The organism is Epibacterium sp. HA2-3, assembly GCF_055693725.2.
On the sequence record NZ_CM172490.1, the window covers coordinates 2,600,755 to 2,616,146 of the forward strand.

Sequence of the window (15,392 nt, forward strand, 5' to 3'; positions counted from 1 at the left end):
TTCTGGTGATTCCGTTGCCGGAAATCACAGCAGCCTTGCGCCCTCCGAGTCAACGGGCCGAGCCTCAAAATCAGGAGTTTCCAACGCCGGACCCCACCATATCTTGTGGATAACCCGATTTCAGACCGCGCTCCGGATGACCCGACCAAGCCGCGCCACACCCTCTGCAATTGTGGCTTCATTGCTGTTTGAAAAACTGAGCCGCAGCGTATTGCGGCCTGTCACGTCCGCATAAAAGGCCTGACCGGGGACAAAGGCCACCTTTTCCCGGCTCAGCGCGTATTCAAGAAGCTCGGCCCCGCTCATCCCCTCGGGCAAAGTAACCCAGATGAACATGCCGCCTTCGGGTTTGGTCCAGATCACGCCCTCCGGCATATGTGCCTCAAGGGCGGCCAGCATGGCATCCCGTCGCCGCCCATAGACCGACCGCAGCGTGTCGACATGGGCGTCAAACAGCTGCTCGGCCACCTGACAGGTTGCGATCTGATTGATCGTCGGTGAGTGGAGATCAGAGGCCTGCTTCATCAGCACGAGTTGCTGAACAATAGGCGTTGCCGCCACCAGCCATCCGACACGAAGTCCGGGGGACAGGGTCTTGGAAAACGTTCCGCAATAGATGGTCCGGCACGACTCGATGTCGCCTCCGTTGCGCTCAAACTCCAGTGCGAGGATAGGAGGCACCGCCGCGCCATCAAACCGCAGATCCTGATAGGCCGCATCCTCGATGACGGCCGCGTCCAGCGCCTCTGCCGTCTCGAGCACCTGCAGGCGCTCCGCACGCGTCATCGTCTCGCCAGTGGGGTTTGCAAAATCGGGGCTGAGATAGGCAAACTTGACCCGCCCCCCTGCTGCCTTGGCAGCCTCAGCGTAATGCGCAGTGGGTTGGTTCTCGCCAGCCCGCAGCCGGTCATAGCGCGGCTCATACGCGTTGAACGCCGCCAATGCGCCCAGATAGGTGGGCCAGCCGACTAGCGCCGTATCCCCCGGGCTGAGAAAGAGTTTCCCAAGGTAGTCGAGCGCCTGCTGAGACCCCGAGGTGATCAGGATATGCTCTGGTCCACAGGTCACACCAAGTTTGGACATATAGGTCGCAAGCCACTCGCGCAGCGGCAGATAGCCCTCAGAGACCGAGTATTGCAGCGATTGCGCCTGATGCGCCGGCGAGAGAGCATTCTGAAATGCCTCGGAAAAGGCTTCGGCTGGAAACAGCGCGGGATCCGGAATGCCCCCGGCAAACGACAGCATCCCCGGCTGATCCAACAGCTTCAGAAGCTCGCGAATTTCCGATGCTTTCATCCGTCCAATTCGTGATGCAAATTGCGCAGAGAGTGCCATTTCGATCATTTCCTTTCGCCACTTCAGCGCAACCGACAGCAAACCCGAAAACAAGTCAATGCTTCTGACCTATTATTTCAGCCTTCGTGATCTTGCAGCTGCCGGGCGTTGGTGGTCATATGAGTTGACCAATCTTTGTTTTTCGAGGCCTGTGATGCCGTTTCAGAAAGTTCAGCCGGAGAAACTCTCTTCTGCCGTTGTACGACAGATCGAAAAACTCATCCTGCGGGGAATCCTGCGCCCAGGTGAGCGCCTGCCCTCTGAACGCGAATTGTCTGAGCGGCTTGGCGTATCGCGCCCCTCGCTGCGAGAAGCGCTCGGAGAGCTTCAGGAACAGGGATTACTCTGCAGCCGTGCTGGCTCGGGCGTGTTTGTCGCGGATGTCCTTGGCTCGGCTTTCTCGCCGGCGCTGATCCAGCTGTTTGCCAGCGACGATGAGGCGGTGTTCGACTATCTCTCGTTTCGCCGCGACCTCGAAGGCATGGCCGCAGAGCGCGCAGCCAAGTTCGGATCAGACGCAGACCTCGGTGTCATCCAGACGATCTTTGACAAGATGGAAGCCGCAGGCGACCCCAGCGTCTCGGAGGCTGCGGCAGAACTCGACGCGCAGTTTCACTCGGCGATTCTCGAAGCGAGCCATAACGTCGTGCTCCTGCATATGATGCGCTCCATGTTCGACATGTTGCGCAAGGGCGTGTTTTACAATCGTCGCATCATGTTTGGCCAGCACACCACCTATGAGGCGCTGCTGGAACAACATCGCGCCATCAACTCCGCGCTTCAATCCCGCGACGCTAAAGCAGCACGCGTCGCAGTCGAGACCCATATGGATTACGTAAAACAGTCCCTCGAGGAGCAAATTCGCGCAGAACGCAACGCCGAGATCGCAGCGCAGCGTCTCGAGCACGAAAGTAAGCGCTAGGCCGAGGTGCTCTCGAGAAAGGCCCGCGTCTGCGGCGCGAGTGCCGCGGTCAGGATCATCTCGGCGCTATCAATTTCCACCAGCGCACCCTCTTCGAGATAAGCCACGCGATCCGCAAGCCGCGCAGTATCGGCAAGACTCGCGGTTGCAAAGACAACCGCATGATCTGATTTCAGATCCATTGCGATGTCATGCAGGCTCTCATTTTCTTGCTGATCAATCGACCCCGTTGGTTGGTCCAGCATCACCACATCGGGATTGAGCGCGAGACTGCGGGCAAGGCATAGCAAACGCTGCTGGTAGGGCGGCAAGGCGGTTGCGCGCTGTGTATGCAGCACATCCTTCAGCTCGTCCCACAGGCGGCAACGGCGCAGTGCAGCCTCGACGTGATCGGCCATCTCCCGACGGCGCGTCGCAATCCGGTTGAGTTTCACCCCGTAGGCAATGTTGTCCCAGACCGACATTGGAAAAGGATTTGCCACCTCGGGAATATAGACCACCTTTGCCCGCATCTCCGGGGTGTCAAAACCGCGCCCAAAGATTTCTTGCCCCCGGTGTTGCAGGCTCCCTCGAGTCACCACCAGGCGCTCCTGCTCCAAAAGCCTGCACATGGCCCGCATCAGCAGCGACTTTCCCGCCCCGGCTCGGCCGATCAACCCCAGCGCCTCGCCAATGCGCAGATCAAAGGTCACGCCACTCAACAGCTGCACGCCCCCCGCCTCAAGACCAAAATCCTGCAGGCGCAGGACCGTAGGGCCCGGCGTCACGTTCTCCGCGATCTGCGAAGGTTTTCGAAGGAGCGGAAGCGAGTGGAACATGAAGACCCTGCAAGTCTGGGGAGACAAGGCCCTCATCGCATGGCAGCGTTAAAGGATCATAATACCAATTGGCGTTGTCACAAAAAATTCATGCGACAGCCAGCCTTCGGCATTGGGCTCTCTGATGCGCAGTGCCCGCCCCAGAGAGAGGCAAACTCAGGATCGACAGTCCCACCCCTCAACACGCAAAAGCCCCAGCCATAAGGCCGGGGCTTTCGCAAACTCGGTCGAAGATCTGCTTAGTGCAGTTTCGCTTCCACGTCCTGGATGGCCGCGTCGATCAGCTTGTTGGCATCAGCTGCGGTCATCTGCTTGGAGATCACCTGGTCAGCGACCTCAACAGCGATCGTGATGGCGCGGTCACGCACTTCTTTCACGGCAGAGGCTTCGGCAGACGCGATCTGCTCCTCTGCCGCCGTAAGACGGCGTGCGATGGAAGCTGCAAGATCCGCCTTCGCCTGCTCAGCCGCAGCAGCGGCCTCGTCACGGGCGTTTGCGACAATACGCTCGGCCTGCGCCTGAACGTCCTGCTGCTTGCGCTCGTAGGAGGCCAGAAGGGTCTGGGCCTCTTCGCGCAGCGCGCGCGCTTCTTCCAGTTCGGACTTGATGCTGTCCGCGCGGTTGTCGAGCTGTTTGCCGATCAAAGACGGCACTTTGGCAGCGAGCAGGATGCCAATGAACAGCAGGAACGCGAGGATAACAACAAAGTCGGTGTTGCCGAGGTTCCAGCCACCACCCGCAGCGAATGCAGGCGAGGTGGTTGCGAGGGTCAGAGCAATTGCAAGAGTTGCACGCATGATCAGCCCTCCGTCCGTTCAGCGACGGCTGCTTTGACAGCGTCTGCGTCGTCTTTGCCACCCAGCGCCGCAACCAGTGCAGATGCGGTATCGGCGGCGACAACCTTGACACTCTCGAGCGCGCCAGCGCGGATTTCAGCAATGGCTTTCTCGGACTCTGCTGCTTTTGCAGAGATTTCCGCATCCGCCTTTGCGATTGCCTCGTCCACCTCGGCCTGAATTTCGGCGCGGGTTTCGGCGGCGATGCGCTGCGCTTCCGCGCGGGCGTCGGCCAGTGCCTTGTTATAAGCGTTTTCAGCCTCGACAGCTTTGGCCTTCAGGTCTTCGGCTGCGGCGAGGTCGTTTGTGATAGTGCCCTGACGCTCGTTCAGAATGGCTGCAATACGGGGCAGCGCAATGCGCGACAGGATCAGATAGATCACGACAAGCGTGACCAGAAGCCAGAAGATCTGGTTTCCGTAGGTCGAGAAGTCCAGCTGCGGCATGCCGGAAGACCCGTGCGCCGCTTCGGCAGCTCCATGACCTGCGTCATGCGTAGTAGTTGCCATGTCGTCCTCCTATGGAACTTGCCGTTACACCGGGCGGGGCGCGGTTGGCACTCCGCCCGGCCGTAAGGAAAAAGTGTTCCGGAGTCTTAGACGGCGAACATCAGCAGCAGAGCGACCAGGAACGAGAAGATGCCCAGAGCTTCTGCAAATGCGATGCCGATGAAGAGGGTTGCGGTCTGGGAAGCAGCCGCGGAGGGGTTGCGCAGAGCGCCCGCCAGGAAGTTAGCAGCAACGTTGCCAACACCCAGAGCAGCAATACCAGTACCCATGCCAGCCAGGCCAGCGCCGATGTATGCGAGATCGCCTTCCATTTGATATCTCCTTACGATTGGAAGTTGAGGTAGTAGTTCAGACCAGCAGCCTGCCCTTAGTGGGACGGGTGCAGCGCGTCTTTCAGATAGACACAGGTCAGAATGGTGAACACGTATGCCTGGATGAAGGCCACGAGAACTTCGAGTGCGTAGACCGCGGTGATGGCAAAGATCGGCAGGAATGCCCCGGCGCCCAGAGCGCCAGCAAAACCTGCGAACACCTTCAGAACCGCGTGGCCCGCCATCACGTTACCTGCAAGACGGATGCAGTGGCTGACTGGGCGTACGAAGTAGGAAATCAGTTCGATAATGGCCAAGATCGGACGCAGCGCCAGCGGAGCGGAGCTGACCCAGAACAGGCCGAGGAATTTTGCACCATGCAGCACAAAGCCAGTGATGGTCACGGTCACGAAAACCAGCATCGCGAGGATCGCGGTTACGGCAAAATGCGAGGTCGTAGTGAAGGACATCGGGATGAGGCCAAGGAAGTTGGCCGTCACGATGAACATGAAGAGCGTCATGATGTAGGGGAAGAACTTTACCGCGTCTTTGCCGGTCACGTCTTCGACCATCTTGTAGATGAACCCATAAGCCAGTTCCGCAACCGACTGAGCGCGAGAAGGAACGATGCCGCGGTTGGAAGAGCCGAACACCAGAAGGCCGATGATGGCCGCCACGGCGAGGAACATCCAGAGCGTCACGTTGGTGGGCGTGTACCACGCGATGTGGTCACCACCGAACAGCGGCGTCACGGTGAACTGGTCCATCGGGTGAATCGCAAGCTCTGCCTTTTCCGGTGCGAACACCAGGCCCGATACGAGCACCAAAGCCAAAGCTACGTAAAAGAACAGTTTGCCCATCGTTCCGCTTCTCCTGTCGCTTAGGCCGTCGCCCAGCATTCATGCATCTTTATCAGCGTCGGCGCGTTGTTCCGCCTCAGCCATTTGTTTGTCCTGAATCTCGCGTGCGCTGCGGAGCATCACGTTCACCCCGGCGGCCAGACCCAGCAATATGAACAGCACCATAAAAATGGGGGTCGTTCCCAAAAGAACATCCAGCCCGTATCCGATGCCGAGACCGATCACGAGACCGGCCACCAATTCCGTCACCATCCGCCAGGCCTGATTGGCCATGGAATAGTGTTCATCCGCGCGAGGTTCCGGCTCTTCATGCGCCTTCTTGGCGGCTGCCAGTTTCTCCTCCAGCTGCGCCATGCGCTGCTTTTGGTCGTCGTCGATCAAGGTGACGCATCCTCTTGCGAAATCTGAGGGTTTGCTAAGCGGTGCTGCGCTCAGAGTCAATTGCGCATTGCACGCCTCATAGCTCGAACAAGACTACATAATATCAATGCTTTAGCGATTTCTTGGGTTTGGCGCCGAGACTCTTGGCACCGAAAGATGCGGTGCAAGAGCCGCCTTGGGCATATTCAACCGATTGGTTGATCTTGAAATCACACCGCAGGAACCCGGCTTTTAAACAATCGCCCGTCGATCAACAGAAGGCCAAAGAGGATCGCAGAGAGCCCGGTCAGGTGACTGATCTCAAGCGGCTCACCCAGAACCAGAACACCCAGCGTGAGCGCCGAGGCCGGCGCGATTAGCGTGGGCAGGGTGACGTTGGTTGGCCCCACCTTGGGCAGCACCCAATACATGGCGATGAAGGCCGCCGAGGTGAGTGCAAAACCAATCACCAGCAAAGCGCCCCAGGCCTGCGCCGTCAGAGCCTGTGGCGCGCCCTCCACCCAGAACGCAACCGGCAGGATAAAGGCCGTCGCACCGCTCAGCGCCCAGGCCACCAGCACCACCGGCTCCATATCGCGGAACTGGCGCGCGACATTGACCGAGAACGCATAGCACAGCGGTGCACCAAGAGTGACAAACACGGCCCAGATGGCACTGCTCTGCCCGCTTTGCAGGATCGGCAGCGACAGGATCACGATGCCAGCGAGCCCTGCGCCAACGCCGAGGCTCTTGCGCCAGTTGGCGCGTTCGCCGCCCGGCCAGAAATGGGTCACCACCACCGCAAGCGCCGGTGTGCAGGCGTTGACGATCCCGGCCACACCACTGGCAATATGCTGTTGTCCGATGGCGTAAAAGGAAAACGGGATCGCATAGCTCAGCGCGCCAAACCCGGCCAGCGCCAGCGCGCGCGGGGGCGATATGCGCCAATCACGCCCGCGCGCCAGCAGGAACATCCAGCAGCCCAGCGCCCCAAGCCCAACACGCCCGACCGAAACCCATAACGGCGCCAGCTCGCGCAAAAGCACCGCGTTGAACATGAAGGACATTCCCCAACCGATGCCGAGAATTACGATGACCGCCCAATACCGCAACGCCATCTGCGCGCTCCTTAAATACGTCCGCAAACAATAGAGCGCCTTTGTGCGCACACGCTTCGGGATTGTCGACCCGCCTCTTGCGCTTTAGGAGGTATCGGTATGAACGACACTCTTGATACAGTCTTTGCGGCACTGGCAGATCCGACCCGGCGGGCGATCCTGTCGATGCTGCTCGAAGACGATATGGCCGTCACCGATGTGGCCGAGCCTTTCGAGATGTCCTTGGCGGCGATTTCAAAGCATCTCACCATTCTCACCCGCGCGGGCCTCATTCAGCAGGAGAAACGCGGGCGGGTGAAGTGGTGCAAACTACAACCGGACGCCTTGCGGGCGGCCTCGGTCTGGATGCAGGGTTTTGGTCAGTTCGAGCCGGTGAACCTCGATGCATTCGAGCGCTTTCTCGAGGAAGAACTTCGCGATGGCGAGTGAGGGTCCGCAAACACCCTTTGGCCAAGCGTTGTAACCCGTCGCCTATCCGTGCTCATCCTTCAAAAGGAGCCAGAGCGCCACGATGGTGAGGCCAATGCCACCAAAGATGAGCGCCGGAGGCCAACCCTTGCCCAGCGCAATCTCCCAAAGGATCACCCAGGACGGCACCAGATAGGTATAGGCCATCACCTTGGCCGACGGCAGACGCAGCGTGGCAACCTGCAGCAAGACAAAGGTGCAGGCCGACGCAAAGACCGACACATAAAGAAGTCCAATCCAGACGATCGGTTTGAGGCCTGCCCAATCCGTCGCGGCCAGATCGCGCCAGGCCAGCGCCACCAGCAGGATCGCCCCCGCGACCAACACCCCAAAGGTAAAGACCAGCGCCGGCTCGCCCCGGTTCAGCTTGCGCACCATCGGCGTATAAAGCGCATGCGCCACGCAACCGACAAAATAGATCATCTCGCCCTGGCCGATCTCGAATTTCAGAACCGCCTCCATGTCGGCGCGAAAGATCACCCAGAGCGCGCCTGCCCCCCCGATCACCAGAGCCAGCGCCATACGCGGGGTGGTGATCTGGCGCAAAAGCAGCCAGCCAAAGACGCCGCTCATGGCTGGGGTCAGCGTGAACACCGCAGCGGCGCTCACCGGATCTGCAGTCTGCAGCCCATAGAACATCAGGACAAAATAGGTCGCAAACACCCCGCCCAGCAGCACATAGCGCCACGGCGCCTGAAATTGCTGCGGTTTCAGCCCCGGACCAAGCGCTGCCGCCGCCCCGATCAGGATCCCCGCCAACACAAAACGCACCGCATTGAGCGCCGCGGGTGTTACCTCATTGGCGATCAGTGCCCCGAGCGAAAACGACCCGGCCACCAAGGCTGAGAATGCGAGCATCGCAAGATGCCCCTTGTGACTGTCGCGCAGACCGCGCGGCCGCGTGGCCAATTCCATGCTCTGTCTCACTGCGGCCAGGATTTGGCGTGCTCTTTCAAGAAGCGCACAAAACTCTGCACCTTGTTGGTGCGGTGGAGATCCACATGGGTCACGAGCCAGATCTTGCCCGACCACTCATCGTGGGGATCCATCATCATCACCAGATCAGGACTGCTTGCCGCCTCCCAGAGGGAGACAAACCCGATCCCAGCCCCTGCCCGAATGGCCTGATGCCCAGCTACGGCGTCAGAGCAGCGAAAGACGATATTCTCGGCCGGGATCGTGGAACGCAACCAGCGCTCGAAGGGCGCGCGCGTGTTCTCATTGTCGCTGGCAATGAAACGGTGGTTCACCATGTCATCTTGCCCCTTCAGCATGCCATGGCGCTCGACGTACTCGCGCGACGCATAGAGGGCGAGCCGCTGGGCCACAAAGGGCTGCACAACATTGTCGGGCTGCTCGGGCGCAGCGCCCGCGCGCAACGCCACATGCGCCTCGCCATATTCCAGTCGGAACAGGCGATCCCCGGTCAGATAGCGGATCACAAGATCGGGATGCAGCTGCTGAAACTCTGCAAGCGCCGGCGCCAACATTGGCGCCATGGACGACAGAGATGTCACCACCAGCTCCCCAGAGACCTCATCGCCCTGCCCCTTGAGGCGCCCGACCAGTTGGCTGAACTGATCGTCCGTGGCCTGCGCCACCCGCAACAGGTCAAGACCGGCCTCGGTGGCCGTATACCCACGGGCATGTCGCTGGAACAGCTTCACACCCAGCCGGGCTTCGATCGCGTCGATATGCCGGATCACCGTGGCGTGATGCACGCCCAGAACATCTGCTGCACCACTCACAGTGCCCAAGCGCGCCACCTGATAGGCGGTGCGTACCTCATCCCAATTTTCCACCCGATCCCCCTGCCGATGCTTTTCTGTCTCAATCTGCGCGCAAGCGCACAACTTCTGTTGAATATCACGAATTGTGTTCGAATGTGCAAATGCGCATCTTCCACGTCAAGTGATTTGATCTCTTTCAATGGAGCAAGACCATGACCCAGACCGTACTTCACATCGACAGCTCTGCCCGCAAGACCGGCTCGACCTCACGCGACCTGACTGCGCAAGTTGTGGCCCGCCTCGGTGCCGAGACCGTTCTGCACCGTGACCTGTCCACCCCTCTGCCGCTCTTGGACGAGACCTGGATCGGCGCGAATTTCACCGCCCCCGAGGAGCGCACGGAGTCCCAAAAAGACGTATTGGCCCTGTCGGACCAATTGATCGAAGAAATCAGCCAGGCCGACACGCTTGTGATCGGCGTTCCGATCTACAACTTTGCCATTCCAACAACGCTGAAGGCGTGGATCGACCAGATTGCCCGTGCGGGCGTGACCTTCCGCTATACCGAAAACGGACCAGAAGGGCTGCTGACCGGAAAACGTGCGATCCTCGTGGTGGCCTCGGGCGGCACCGAAGCTGGGTCGGACATCGATTATGCCAGCCGCTACCTGCGCCACATGCTGGGCTTTATCGGTATCACCGAAGTAGAAGTTGTCGCCGCCGACCAGCAGGCGATCGATGCCGAAGCTTCGGTCCAGAAAGCCAAAGACGCAATCGCGCAACTGGCGGCGTAAGCCTCTGCATGCAATGGGGCGGGCGCTCCCGCCCGTTCGTCGGTCCGCCACAGGCTGACCACGTCCCGTTGGGCCGGGCAGGCCGCGCCGAAGGCGCGGCCTGCCCCCCGGCGATCCGCAAAGCGGAGCGCAACCCCTCAGCCCGTTGGGCGATCAAACCACGCTTCACTCGCAGGTTCTCTGCGTTCAGATCCACTCGGGCGTGACGCCGATCCGTTCAAAGAACACCATCAGGTCTGCACGCGGCATCGCAAGGGTGCGCGTGTTTACAAGCGGATGCATATAGATACTGTCGGCATGCTGCGCCTGTGCATCCATAAAGAAGCGCACCCCCTTGGGCGCGCCGTTGATCATCGCCAGCGGTGTCACCGCACCGGGCCGCACCCCGAGAAACTCCATCAGCCGATCCGCGGAGCCAAACGACAGCCCGCCTCCGCCCAGTGTTGCACCGAGCGCCTTGAGATCCACGTCCCGGTCCTGCTCCAGCGACACCAGGTAATTGCGCTTCTTGCGGTCACGCAGGTAGAGGTTCTTCAATCGCAACGCCTGCTCTCCCGGGCGCAGCAGCGCCCCCTCGACGGCCTTTGCATCCTCTACGGTGCGCAACGGCGCGTGTTCGTGCAGAACATAGGAAATCCCCCACGAATTGAGCTGGCTCAACAGGTCCTCGCAAGAAGTCGGCAAGCCTTCTTCTGATGCAGCATGTGTCGCGTCCATAAGATATCCTTTGCAAAACAGCGCGCGTAAGTTTTGCGGCTGTTTGGCAGATGTCTCAGGGGCTCGGCAATATCAAACGCGCACCCCTCAGGCCACGGCGGCATCCCGCAGTGTGAAACACCTGCGCCAGGCCGCGTCGATTTCGGCCATACCTTGGGCGCAGGGGTATTGCGCGTTCGGGCTGGCAGGGTCGCCGTATTGCTGCTCAAGCTGGCGCGCCACCATAGACGCCTCCTCGGACGGATAGGCTGGCCGCACCTGGTCCAAGCCATCAAATGTCGCCCGCTGAAAGGGCAGAACGCTGCTCTCGGAGCTGAGGTTGGCAATGGCACAGCCACAGAGCGAGGCAAAATACTCGAGTCGACGCGCCTTCGCTGTCAGGTCGCGCGCGCCATGTGACTGGGAGGCGCCGGGTGCGTCAAACTCGCAGCCCATGCAGAATATCTGCGCAGGCTCAAGCGCCGCCAACGCCCAATAGCTCGCCGCCAAGACCAAATCACTGCCGGTATAGGCCGCCCCACCGAAATGGGTCAGCACCGGCTCATAGTCCGCCTCGGTGACGATCTGCTGTCCCGCCTCAAGCAGCACGGGCCGGTCGTCGGGGGCGAGACTGTCACTATGAAGCATATGGGTCCAATCGGGCCGCAGGTGCCAGGCCTCCTCGATGGCGAGGATGTAATCAAAAAGCCCCCCATCCCAATCGACAGCCCTCATCGCGTCCTGCGCGACACCAAGAATAAGAACCTTCACCACAACGACCCTCGCCTCCAAACAGGCACCTTCGCGCTCCACGCGACACGGACAAATCAAACAGTATGGCACCAAGAGGTAGCAGGCCGGCATCGCACTGACGACCTGCCAGAAATGGTGGGGTCGGATGACACGCGCTTGCTGGTAGGGGAGGTGATCTCTACCGGTCGCCCTTTTTCTTGACTCTTGGGTGCCTGCACAGTAGGGCAGAGCCAATTCCGGGAGTCGTTGTGTCTTCCGGTCCTTGGCGTTTGCCAGGGATCGCCCTCCACCAGCGCGTTGCGCCCGTGGGGGCAAACCTTGTTGGTTTGCACCCACATTCTTGCGCAGCGGGGTCAGGCCAGATTGGTTTGTACCCAGGCTTGCGATCTGGTGGCGAGTGATTGAGGTTCGTTTCACCGCTCCTTACATGAGGGGCACGCGTCATAAACCGGCAAAGGAGGCCGAAGGCATGTTTGAAAATCTATCCGAACGCCTATCCGGTGTCTTCGACCGGCTGACAAAACAGGGCGCCCTCTCCGAGGACGACGTCAAAACCGCCCTGCGCGAAGTGCGCGTCGCCCTCTTGGAGGCCGACGTCTCGCTGCCCGTGGCCCGCGATTTCGTCAAGAAGGTTCAGGAGCAGGCCACCGGTCAGGCCGTCACCAAATCGGTGACACCGGGCCAGCAGGTCGTGAAGATCGTTCATGATGCGCTTGTCGAGACCCTGCGAGGCGACGAGGACCCCGGGGCGCTCAAGATCGACAACCCGCCCGCACCGATCCTGATGGTCGGCCTGCAGGGCTCCGGCAAGACCACCACCACCGGTAAGCTTGCAAAGCGCCTCAAGGAAAAAGAGGGCAAGAAAGTGCTTCTTGCCTCGCTCGACGTCTATCGCCCGGCAGCGATGGATCAGCTGGCGGTGCTTGGTACCCAGATCGGCGTCGACACCCTGCCCATCGTCAAAGGCCAAAGCCCGGTCGACATCGCCAAACGCGCCAAACAGCAGGCCGCGCTTGGGGGCTATGACGTCTATATGCTCGACACGGCCGGTCGTCTGCAAATCGACGAGACCCTCATGAAAGAGGTCGAAGACGTCCGCGACGTGGTCTCCCCGCGCGAGACGCTTCTGGTGGTCGATGGTCTGACCGGTCAGGTTGCGGTCGAGGTCGCGGAAGAATTCGACAACAAGATCGGCATCTCCGGCGTCGTGCTGACCCGGATGGACGGCGACGGGCGCGGCGGTGCGGCGCTCTCGATGCGCGCAGTGACCGGCAAGCCGATCCGCTTTGTCGGCCTTGGCGAGAAGATGGACGCCATCGAGACCTTCGAGCCGGACCGGATCGCAGGCCGCATCCTTGGCATGGGCGACATTGTAGCCCTCGTCGAGAAGGCGCAGGAAACCATCGAGGCCGAGCAGGCCGAGCGCATGATGAAGCGCATGATGAAAGGTCAGTTCAATATGAACGACCTGCGCATGCAGCTGGAGCAGATGCAGCAGATGGGCGGCATGCAGGGCATGATGCAGATGATGCCGGGCATGGGCAAAATGGCCAAACAGGTCGAAGAGTCCGGCTTCGACGACAAGATGGTCAAGCGCCAGATCGCGATGATCCAGTCCATGACCAAGAAAGAGCGCGCAAACCCCGCGCTGCTGCAGGCCAGCCGCAAGAAACGCATTGCAGCAGGCTCCGGCATGGAGGTCTCGGATCTCAACAAGCTCTTGAAGATGCACCGCCAGATGGCGGACGTCATGAAGAAGATGGGCAAAATGGGCAAAGGCAAGATGCTGAAACAGGCCATGAAAGGCATGTTCGGGAAAGGCGGCATGCCCGAGATGCCCGGTGGCATGCCCGGCGGTATGGATCCCTCGCAGATGGACCCCAAGGCGCTCGAGGCCGCAGCCAAGGCCATGGGCGGCAAGGGCGGTTTGCCCGGCGGTCTCGGCGGGCTGGGTGGCCTCGGTGGCGGCATGGGCCTGCCCGGTGGCCTCTCTGGATTTGGCAAAAAGAAGTAACCCCCTCAGATGAGCTCAGCCCCCACCATAGAAACCGACCGACTGATCCTACGCCCGCATGTTGCGGCGGATCTCGAAGCGTTCTGGTCCTTCTACCAGAGCGACCGGTCGCGCTATATGGATGTGCCCACCAGCCGCTCGCAACTCTGGGCCGGGATGCTGGCCGAGGTCGGCTCCTGGGAGATCTTCGGCTGGGGCGGGCTTGCGATTGAAACCAAGGACGGACAGCTGGCCGGTCAGGTTTGCATCAGCCAGCCTCCGCATTTCCCGGAACTGGAACTGGGCTGGATCGTCTTTGACGGGTTCGAGGGCTTTGGCTACGCCTTTGAAGCAGCCTCCGCGATGCGCGACTACGCCTTTGAAATCCTCGAAGTGCCGACCCTGGTGAGCTACATCGACGGCAACAACCAGCGCTCGGTCGCCCTGGCCAAGCGCATGGGCGCCGCCGAGGATCTCAATGCGCGCACCTATGACGCGGCAGATCAGGTCTATCGTCACAGCCCCGACAGCAGCGGGCCCGGACTGGAGGCATACGCATGAGCACCCCCTCCATTCCCGTGATCGAAACCAAACGCCTGATCCTGCGTGGCCCCGAGGCAGAGGACTATCCGAATTTCAAGGCCACCTTCACCTCGTATCGTGCGCGCTTCATGGGCGGGCCGCTGAACACATACGAGGCATGGATGCTCTATGCCGCCGAGATCGGCCACTGGCAGGTGCGCGGCTTTGGCATGTGGATGATCCACGACAAGATCACCGATGAAACCTACGGCATGGCCGGTGGCTGGCAGCCCGCCGGCTGGCCAGAGCGCGAGATTGCCTGGATCATCTGGCCCGAGAAGGCCGGCAAGGGCTATGCGCTCGAAGCCACCCACGCGGCCCGCAACTACTTTTACACCCAGGCCGGATGGGACGGCGCGGTCAGCTATATCGACCCCAAGAACCTCGATTCGATCCGTCTCGCCGAACGTCTCGGTGCCAAGAAGGACCACGAGGCCCAGACCATCGACGGCAACGATGCCGTCTACCGGCACCCGACCCCGGCGCAGCTGCGCGACAGCCAGCTGACCCATGGCATCGAGATGGAAATCGGCCATTACGCCGACCCGCTGTTCAAACCGAAAGGATGGGCCATTGACTGAGACGACGACCGATCCTGTTGCCCGTGCGGCCGCGCTTTTGAAAGAGCACCGCGAGAGCATCGATCGCCTCGACGCGATCATCGTCTATACGCTGGGCGAGCGTTTCAAGCGCACGCAGGCGGTCGGCAAGCTCAAGGCGACACACGACCTTCCCCCGTCCGATCCCGCGCGCGAAGCGAAGCAGATCGAACGGCTCGAAGACTTGGCGAGAGAGGCCGATCTGGACCCGGAATTCGCCAAGGCGTTCTTGAACTTCATCATCGATGAGGTCATCCGCCACCACAAGAAACACCAGGAATAAGCGGGGTTCGACCTGATCTCAGGACACCTCGTTCAACGCCATCAAAGGAGAATGAAACCATGGCAATGAAAATCCGTTTGGCCCGCGGCGGCTCCAAAAAACGCCCCTTCTACCGCATCGTTGCAGCGGACTCCCGCATGCCGCGTGACGGCCGCTTCATCGAGAAGCTGGGCACCTATAACCCGCTCCTGCCGAAAGACAGCGAAGAGCGCGTGAAAATGGACATCGAAAAGATCCAGGCATGGCTCGACAAAGGCGCACAGCCCACCGACCGTGTGGCTCGTATGCTCGAGGCGGCTGGCGTGCGCGAGAAAACCGAGCGCAACAACCCCAACAAAGCGAAGCCGGGCAAGAAAGCTCAGGAGCGCGCTGAAGAGAAAGCCGCCAAGGCAGCAGAAGCCGCCGAAGCAGCAGACGCGGAATAA

20 protein-coding genes are annotated in these 15,392 nt (G+C 60.7%); 8 read left to right on the forward strand and 12 right to left on the reverse strand.

The window, feature by feature from the left end:
- Positions 1-120 precede the first annotated feature (120 nt).
- Positions 121-1,335: an aminotransferase-like domain-containing protein gene (locus ACZ1HH_RS12185; RefSeq protein WP_487320291.1), complete on the reverse strand. Its 1,215-nt coding sequence runs from the start codon at positions 1,333-1,335 to the stop codon at positions 121-123.
- 154 nt (positions 1,336-1,489) lie between these two features.
- Between ACZ1HH_RS12185 and ACZ1HH_RS12190 the strand changes: the two genes are divergently transcribed.
- Positions 1,490-2,257, forward strand: a complete 768-nt coding sequence (locus ACZ1HH_RS12190; protein ID WP_472636750.1) for a FadR/GntR family transcriptional regulator — start codon at positions 1,490-1,492, stop codon at positions 2,255-2,257.
- Here the strand turns inward: ACZ1HH_RS12190 and ACZ1HH_RS12195 are convergent.
- From ACZ1HH_RS12195 to ACZ1HH_RS12225, 7 genes are all read right to left on the reverse strand, one after another.
- Positions 2,254-3,075: a phosphate ABC transporter ATP-binding protein gene (locus ACZ1HH_RS12195; protein ID WP_472636751.1), complete on the reverse strand. Its 822-nt coding sequence runs from the start codon at positions 3,073-3,075 to the stop codon at positions 2,254-2,256. The two genes, ACZ1HH_RS12190 and ACZ1HH_RS12195, sit on opposite strands and share 4 nt — an antisense overlap.
- A 239-nt stretch (positions 3,076-3,314) precedes the next feature.
- Entirely contained in the window at positions 3,315-3,872 is a 558-nt protein-coding gene (locus tag ACZ1HH_RS12200; RefSeq protein ID WP_011539906.1) for a F0F1 ATP synthase subunit B, read from the reverse strand.
- A 2-nt stretch (positions 3,873-3,874) separates the two neighbouring features.
- Positions 3,875-4,420, reverse strand: coding sequence for a F0F1 ATP synthase subunit B' (locus ACZ1HH_RS12205; protein WP_011539907.1), 546 nt, complete (start codon positions 4,418-4,420; stop codon positions 3,875-3,877).
- A gap of 86 nt (positions 4,421-4,506) precedes the next feature.
- Entirely contained in the window at positions 4,507-4,731 is a 225-nt protein-coding gene (locus tag ACZ1HH_RS12210; protein ID WP_005636439.1) for a F0F1 ATP synthase subunit C, read from the reverse strand.
- A 56-nt stretch (positions 4,732-4,787) separates the two neighbouring features.
- Complete coding sequence (locus ACZ1HH_RS12215; protein ID WP_011539908.1) at positions 4,788-5,591, reverse strand: F0F1 ATP synthase subunit A; 804 nt, start codon at positions 5,589-5,591, stop codon at positions 4,788-4,790.
- Positions 5,592-5,630: 39 nt separating this feature from the next.
- Positions 5,631-5,972: an AtpZ/AtpI family protein gene (locus ACZ1HH_RS12220; protein WP_011539909.1), complete on the reverse strand. Its 342-nt coding sequence runs from the start codon at positions 5,970-5,972 to the stop codon at positions 5,631-5,633.
- Between the two features lie 209 nt (positions 5,973-6,181).
- Positions 6,182-7,069 (reverse strand): DMT family transporter, encoded by an 888-nt coding sequence (locus ACZ1HH_RS12225; protein ID WP_416369139.1) that lies wholly within the window; start codon positions 7,067-7,069, stop codon positions 6,182-6,184.
- A gap of 99 nt (positions 7,070-7,168) precedes the next feature.
- On the opposite strand from ACZ1HH_RS12225, the gene ACZ1HH_RS12230 reads away from it, so the two are divergent.
- Positions 7,169-7,498 (forward strand): ArsR/SmtB family transcription factor, encoded by a 330-nt coding sequence (locus tag ACZ1HH_RS12230; protein WP_011539911.1) that lies wholly within the window; start codon positions 7,169-7,171, stop codon positions 7,496-7,498.
- 42 nt (positions 7,499-7,540) lie between these two features.
- Here ACZ1HH_RS12230 and ACZ1HH_RS12235 read toward each other — a convergent pair whose 3' ends face one another.
- Positions 7,541-8,452 carry a DMT family transporter gene (locus ACZ1HH_RS12235; RefSeq protein WP_487320292.1) on the reverse strand — a complete coding sequence of 304 codons (912 nt, stop codon included), beginning with the start codon at positions 8,450-8,452 and terminating at the stop codon, positions 7,541-7,543.
- Between the two features lie 8 nt (positions 8,453-8,460).
- Positions 8,461-9,339, reverse strand: a complete 879-nt coding sequence (locus tag ACZ1HH_RS12240) for a LysR family transcriptional regulator (protein ID WP_011539913.1) — start codon at positions 9,337-9,339, stop codon at positions 8,461-8,463.
- A 140-nt stretch (positions 9,340-9,479) separates the two neighbouring features.
- Between ACZ1HH_RS12240 and ACZ1HH_RS12245 the strand changes: the two genes are divergently transcribed.
- Positions 9,480-10,061, forward strand: a complete 582-nt coding sequence (locus tag ACZ1HH_RS12245) for an FMN-dependent NADH-azoreductase (RefSeq protein WP_487320293.1) — start codon at positions 9,480-9,482, stop codon at positions 10,059-10,061.
- A gap of 186 nt (positions 10,062-10,247) precedes the next feature.
- Here the strand turns inward: ACZ1HH_RS12245 and ACZ1HH_RS12250 are convergent, their stop codons facing one another.
- Positions 10,248-10,778, reverse strand: coding sequence for a prolyl-tRNA synthetase associated domain-containing protein (locus tag ACZ1HH_RS12250; RefSeq protein ID WP_472636752.1), 531 nt, complete (start codon positions 10,776-10,778; stop codon positions 10,248-10,250).
- An 87-nt stretch (positions 10,779-10,865) separates the two neighbouring features.
- A complete protein-coding gene (locus tag ACZ1HH_RS12255; RefSeq protein WP_472636753.1) occupies positions 10,866-11,528 on the reverse strand; it encodes a hypothetical protein in 663 nt (220 codons plus the stop codon).
- Between the two features lie 451 nt (positions 11,529-11,979).
- On the opposite strand from ACZ1HH_RS12255, the gene ffh reads away from it, so the two are divergent.
- From ffh to rpsP, 5 genes are read left to right on the forward strand one after another with little or no spacing between them, the layout of a single operon-like run.
- On the forward strand, positions 11,980-13,524 hold the full coding sequence (gene ffh / locus ACZ1HH_RS12260; RefSeq protein WP_011539917.1) for a signal recognition particle protein: 1,545 nt from the start codon (positions 11,980-11,982) through the stop codon (positions 13,522-13,524).
- Between the two features lie 9 nt (positions 13,525-13,533).
- Entirely contained in the window at positions 13,534-14,064 is a 531-nt protein-coding gene (locus tag ACZ1HH_RS12265; protein ID WP_472636754.1) for a GNAT family N-acetyltransferase, read from the forward strand.
- On the forward strand, positions 14,061-14,666 hold the full coding sequence (locus ACZ1HH_RS12270; protein ID WP_011539919.1) for a GNAT family N-acetyltransferase: 606 nt from the start codon (positions 14,061-14,063) through the stop codon (positions 14,664-14,666). The genes ACZ1HH_RS12265 and ACZ1HH_RS12270 overlap by 4 nt, the downstream gene beginning before the upstream one ends.
- Positions 14,659-14,967: a chorismate mutase gene (locus tag ACZ1HH_RS12275; RefSeq protein WP_011539920.1), complete on the forward strand. Its 309-nt coding sequence runs from the start codon at positions 14,659-14,661 to the stop codon at positions 14,965-14,967. The genes ACZ1HH_RS12270 and ACZ1HH_RS12275 overlap by 8 nt, the downstream gene beginning before the upstream one ends.
- A 59-nt stretch (positions 14,968-15,026) precedes the next feature.
- Positions 15,027-15,392: a 30S ribosomal protein S16 gene (gene rpsP, locus ACZ1HH_RS12280; RefSeq protein ID WP_011539921.1), complete on the forward strand. Its 366-nt coding sequence runs from the start codon at positions 15,027-15,029 to the stop codon at positions 15,390-15,392.

Bases quoted from the DNA above. Each gene is read 5' to 3' on its own strand.
- ACZ1HH_RS12185 (WP_487320291.1), bottom strand. From the start codon at position 1,335: ATGGCACTCTCTGCGCAATTTGCATCACGAATTGGACGGATGAAAGCA.
- ACZ1HH_RS12190 (WP_472636750.1), top strand. From the start codon at position 1,490: ATGCCGTTTCAGAAAGTTCAGCCGGAGAAACTCTCTTCTGCCGTTGTA.
- ACZ1HH_RS12195 (WP_472636751.1), bottom strand. From the start codon at position 3,075: ATGTTCCACTCGCTTCCGCTCCTTCGAAAACCTTCGCAGATCGCGGAG.
- ACZ1HH_RS12200 (WP_011539906.1), bottom strand. From the start codon at position 3,872: ATGCGTGCAACTCTTGCAATTGCTCTGACCCTCGCAACCACCTCGCCT.
- ACZ1HH_RS12205 (WP_011539907.1), bottom strand. From the start codon at position 4,420: ATGGCAACTACTACGCATGACGCAGGTCATGGAGCTGCCGAAGCGGCG.
- ACZ1HH_RS12210 (WP_005636439.1), bottom strand. From the start codon at position 4,731: ATGGAAGGCGATCTCGCATACATCGGCGCTGGCCTGGCTGGCATGGGT.
- ACZ1HH_RS12215 (WP_011539908.1), bottom strand. From the start codon at position 5,591: ATGGGCAAACTGTTCTTTTACGTAGCTTTGGCTTTGGTGCTCGTATCG.
- ACZ1HH_RS12225 (WP_416369139.1), bottom strand. From the start codon at position 7,069: ATGGCGTTGCGGTATTGGGCGGTCATCGTAATTCTCGGCATCGGTTGG.
- ACZ1HH_RS12230 (WP_011539911.1), top strand. From the start codon at position 7,169: ATGAACGACACTCTTGATACAGTCTTTGCGGCACTGGCAGATCCGACC.
- ACZ1HH_RS12235 (WP_487320292.1), bottom strand. From the start codon at position 8,452: ATGGAATTGGCCACGCGGCCGCGCGGTCTGCGCGACAGTCACAAGGGG.
- ACZ1HH_RS12245 (WP_487320293.1), top strand. From the start codon at position 9,480: ATGACCCAGACCGTACTTCACATCGACAGCTCTGCCCGCAAGACCGGC.
- ACZ1HH_RS12250 (WP_472636752.1), bottom strand. From the start codon at position 10,778: ATGGACGCGACACATGCTGCATCAGAAGAAGGCTTGCCGACTTCTTGC.
- ffh (WP_011539917.1), top strand. From the start codon at position 11,980: ATGTTTGAAAATCTATCCGAACGCCTATCCGGTGTCTTCGACCGGCTG.
- ACZ1HH_RS12265 (WP_472636754.1), top strand. From the start codon at position 13,534: ATGAGCTCAGCCCCCACCATAGAAACCGACCGACTGATCCTACGCCCG.
- ACZ1HH_RS12270 (WP_011539919.1), top strand. From the start codon at position 14,061: ATGAGCACCCCCTCCATTCCCGTGATCGAAACCAAACGCCTGATCCTG.
- rpsP (WP_011539921.1), top strand. From the start codon at position 15,027: ATGGCAATGAAAATCCGTTTGGCCCGCGGCGGCTCCAAAAAACGCCCC.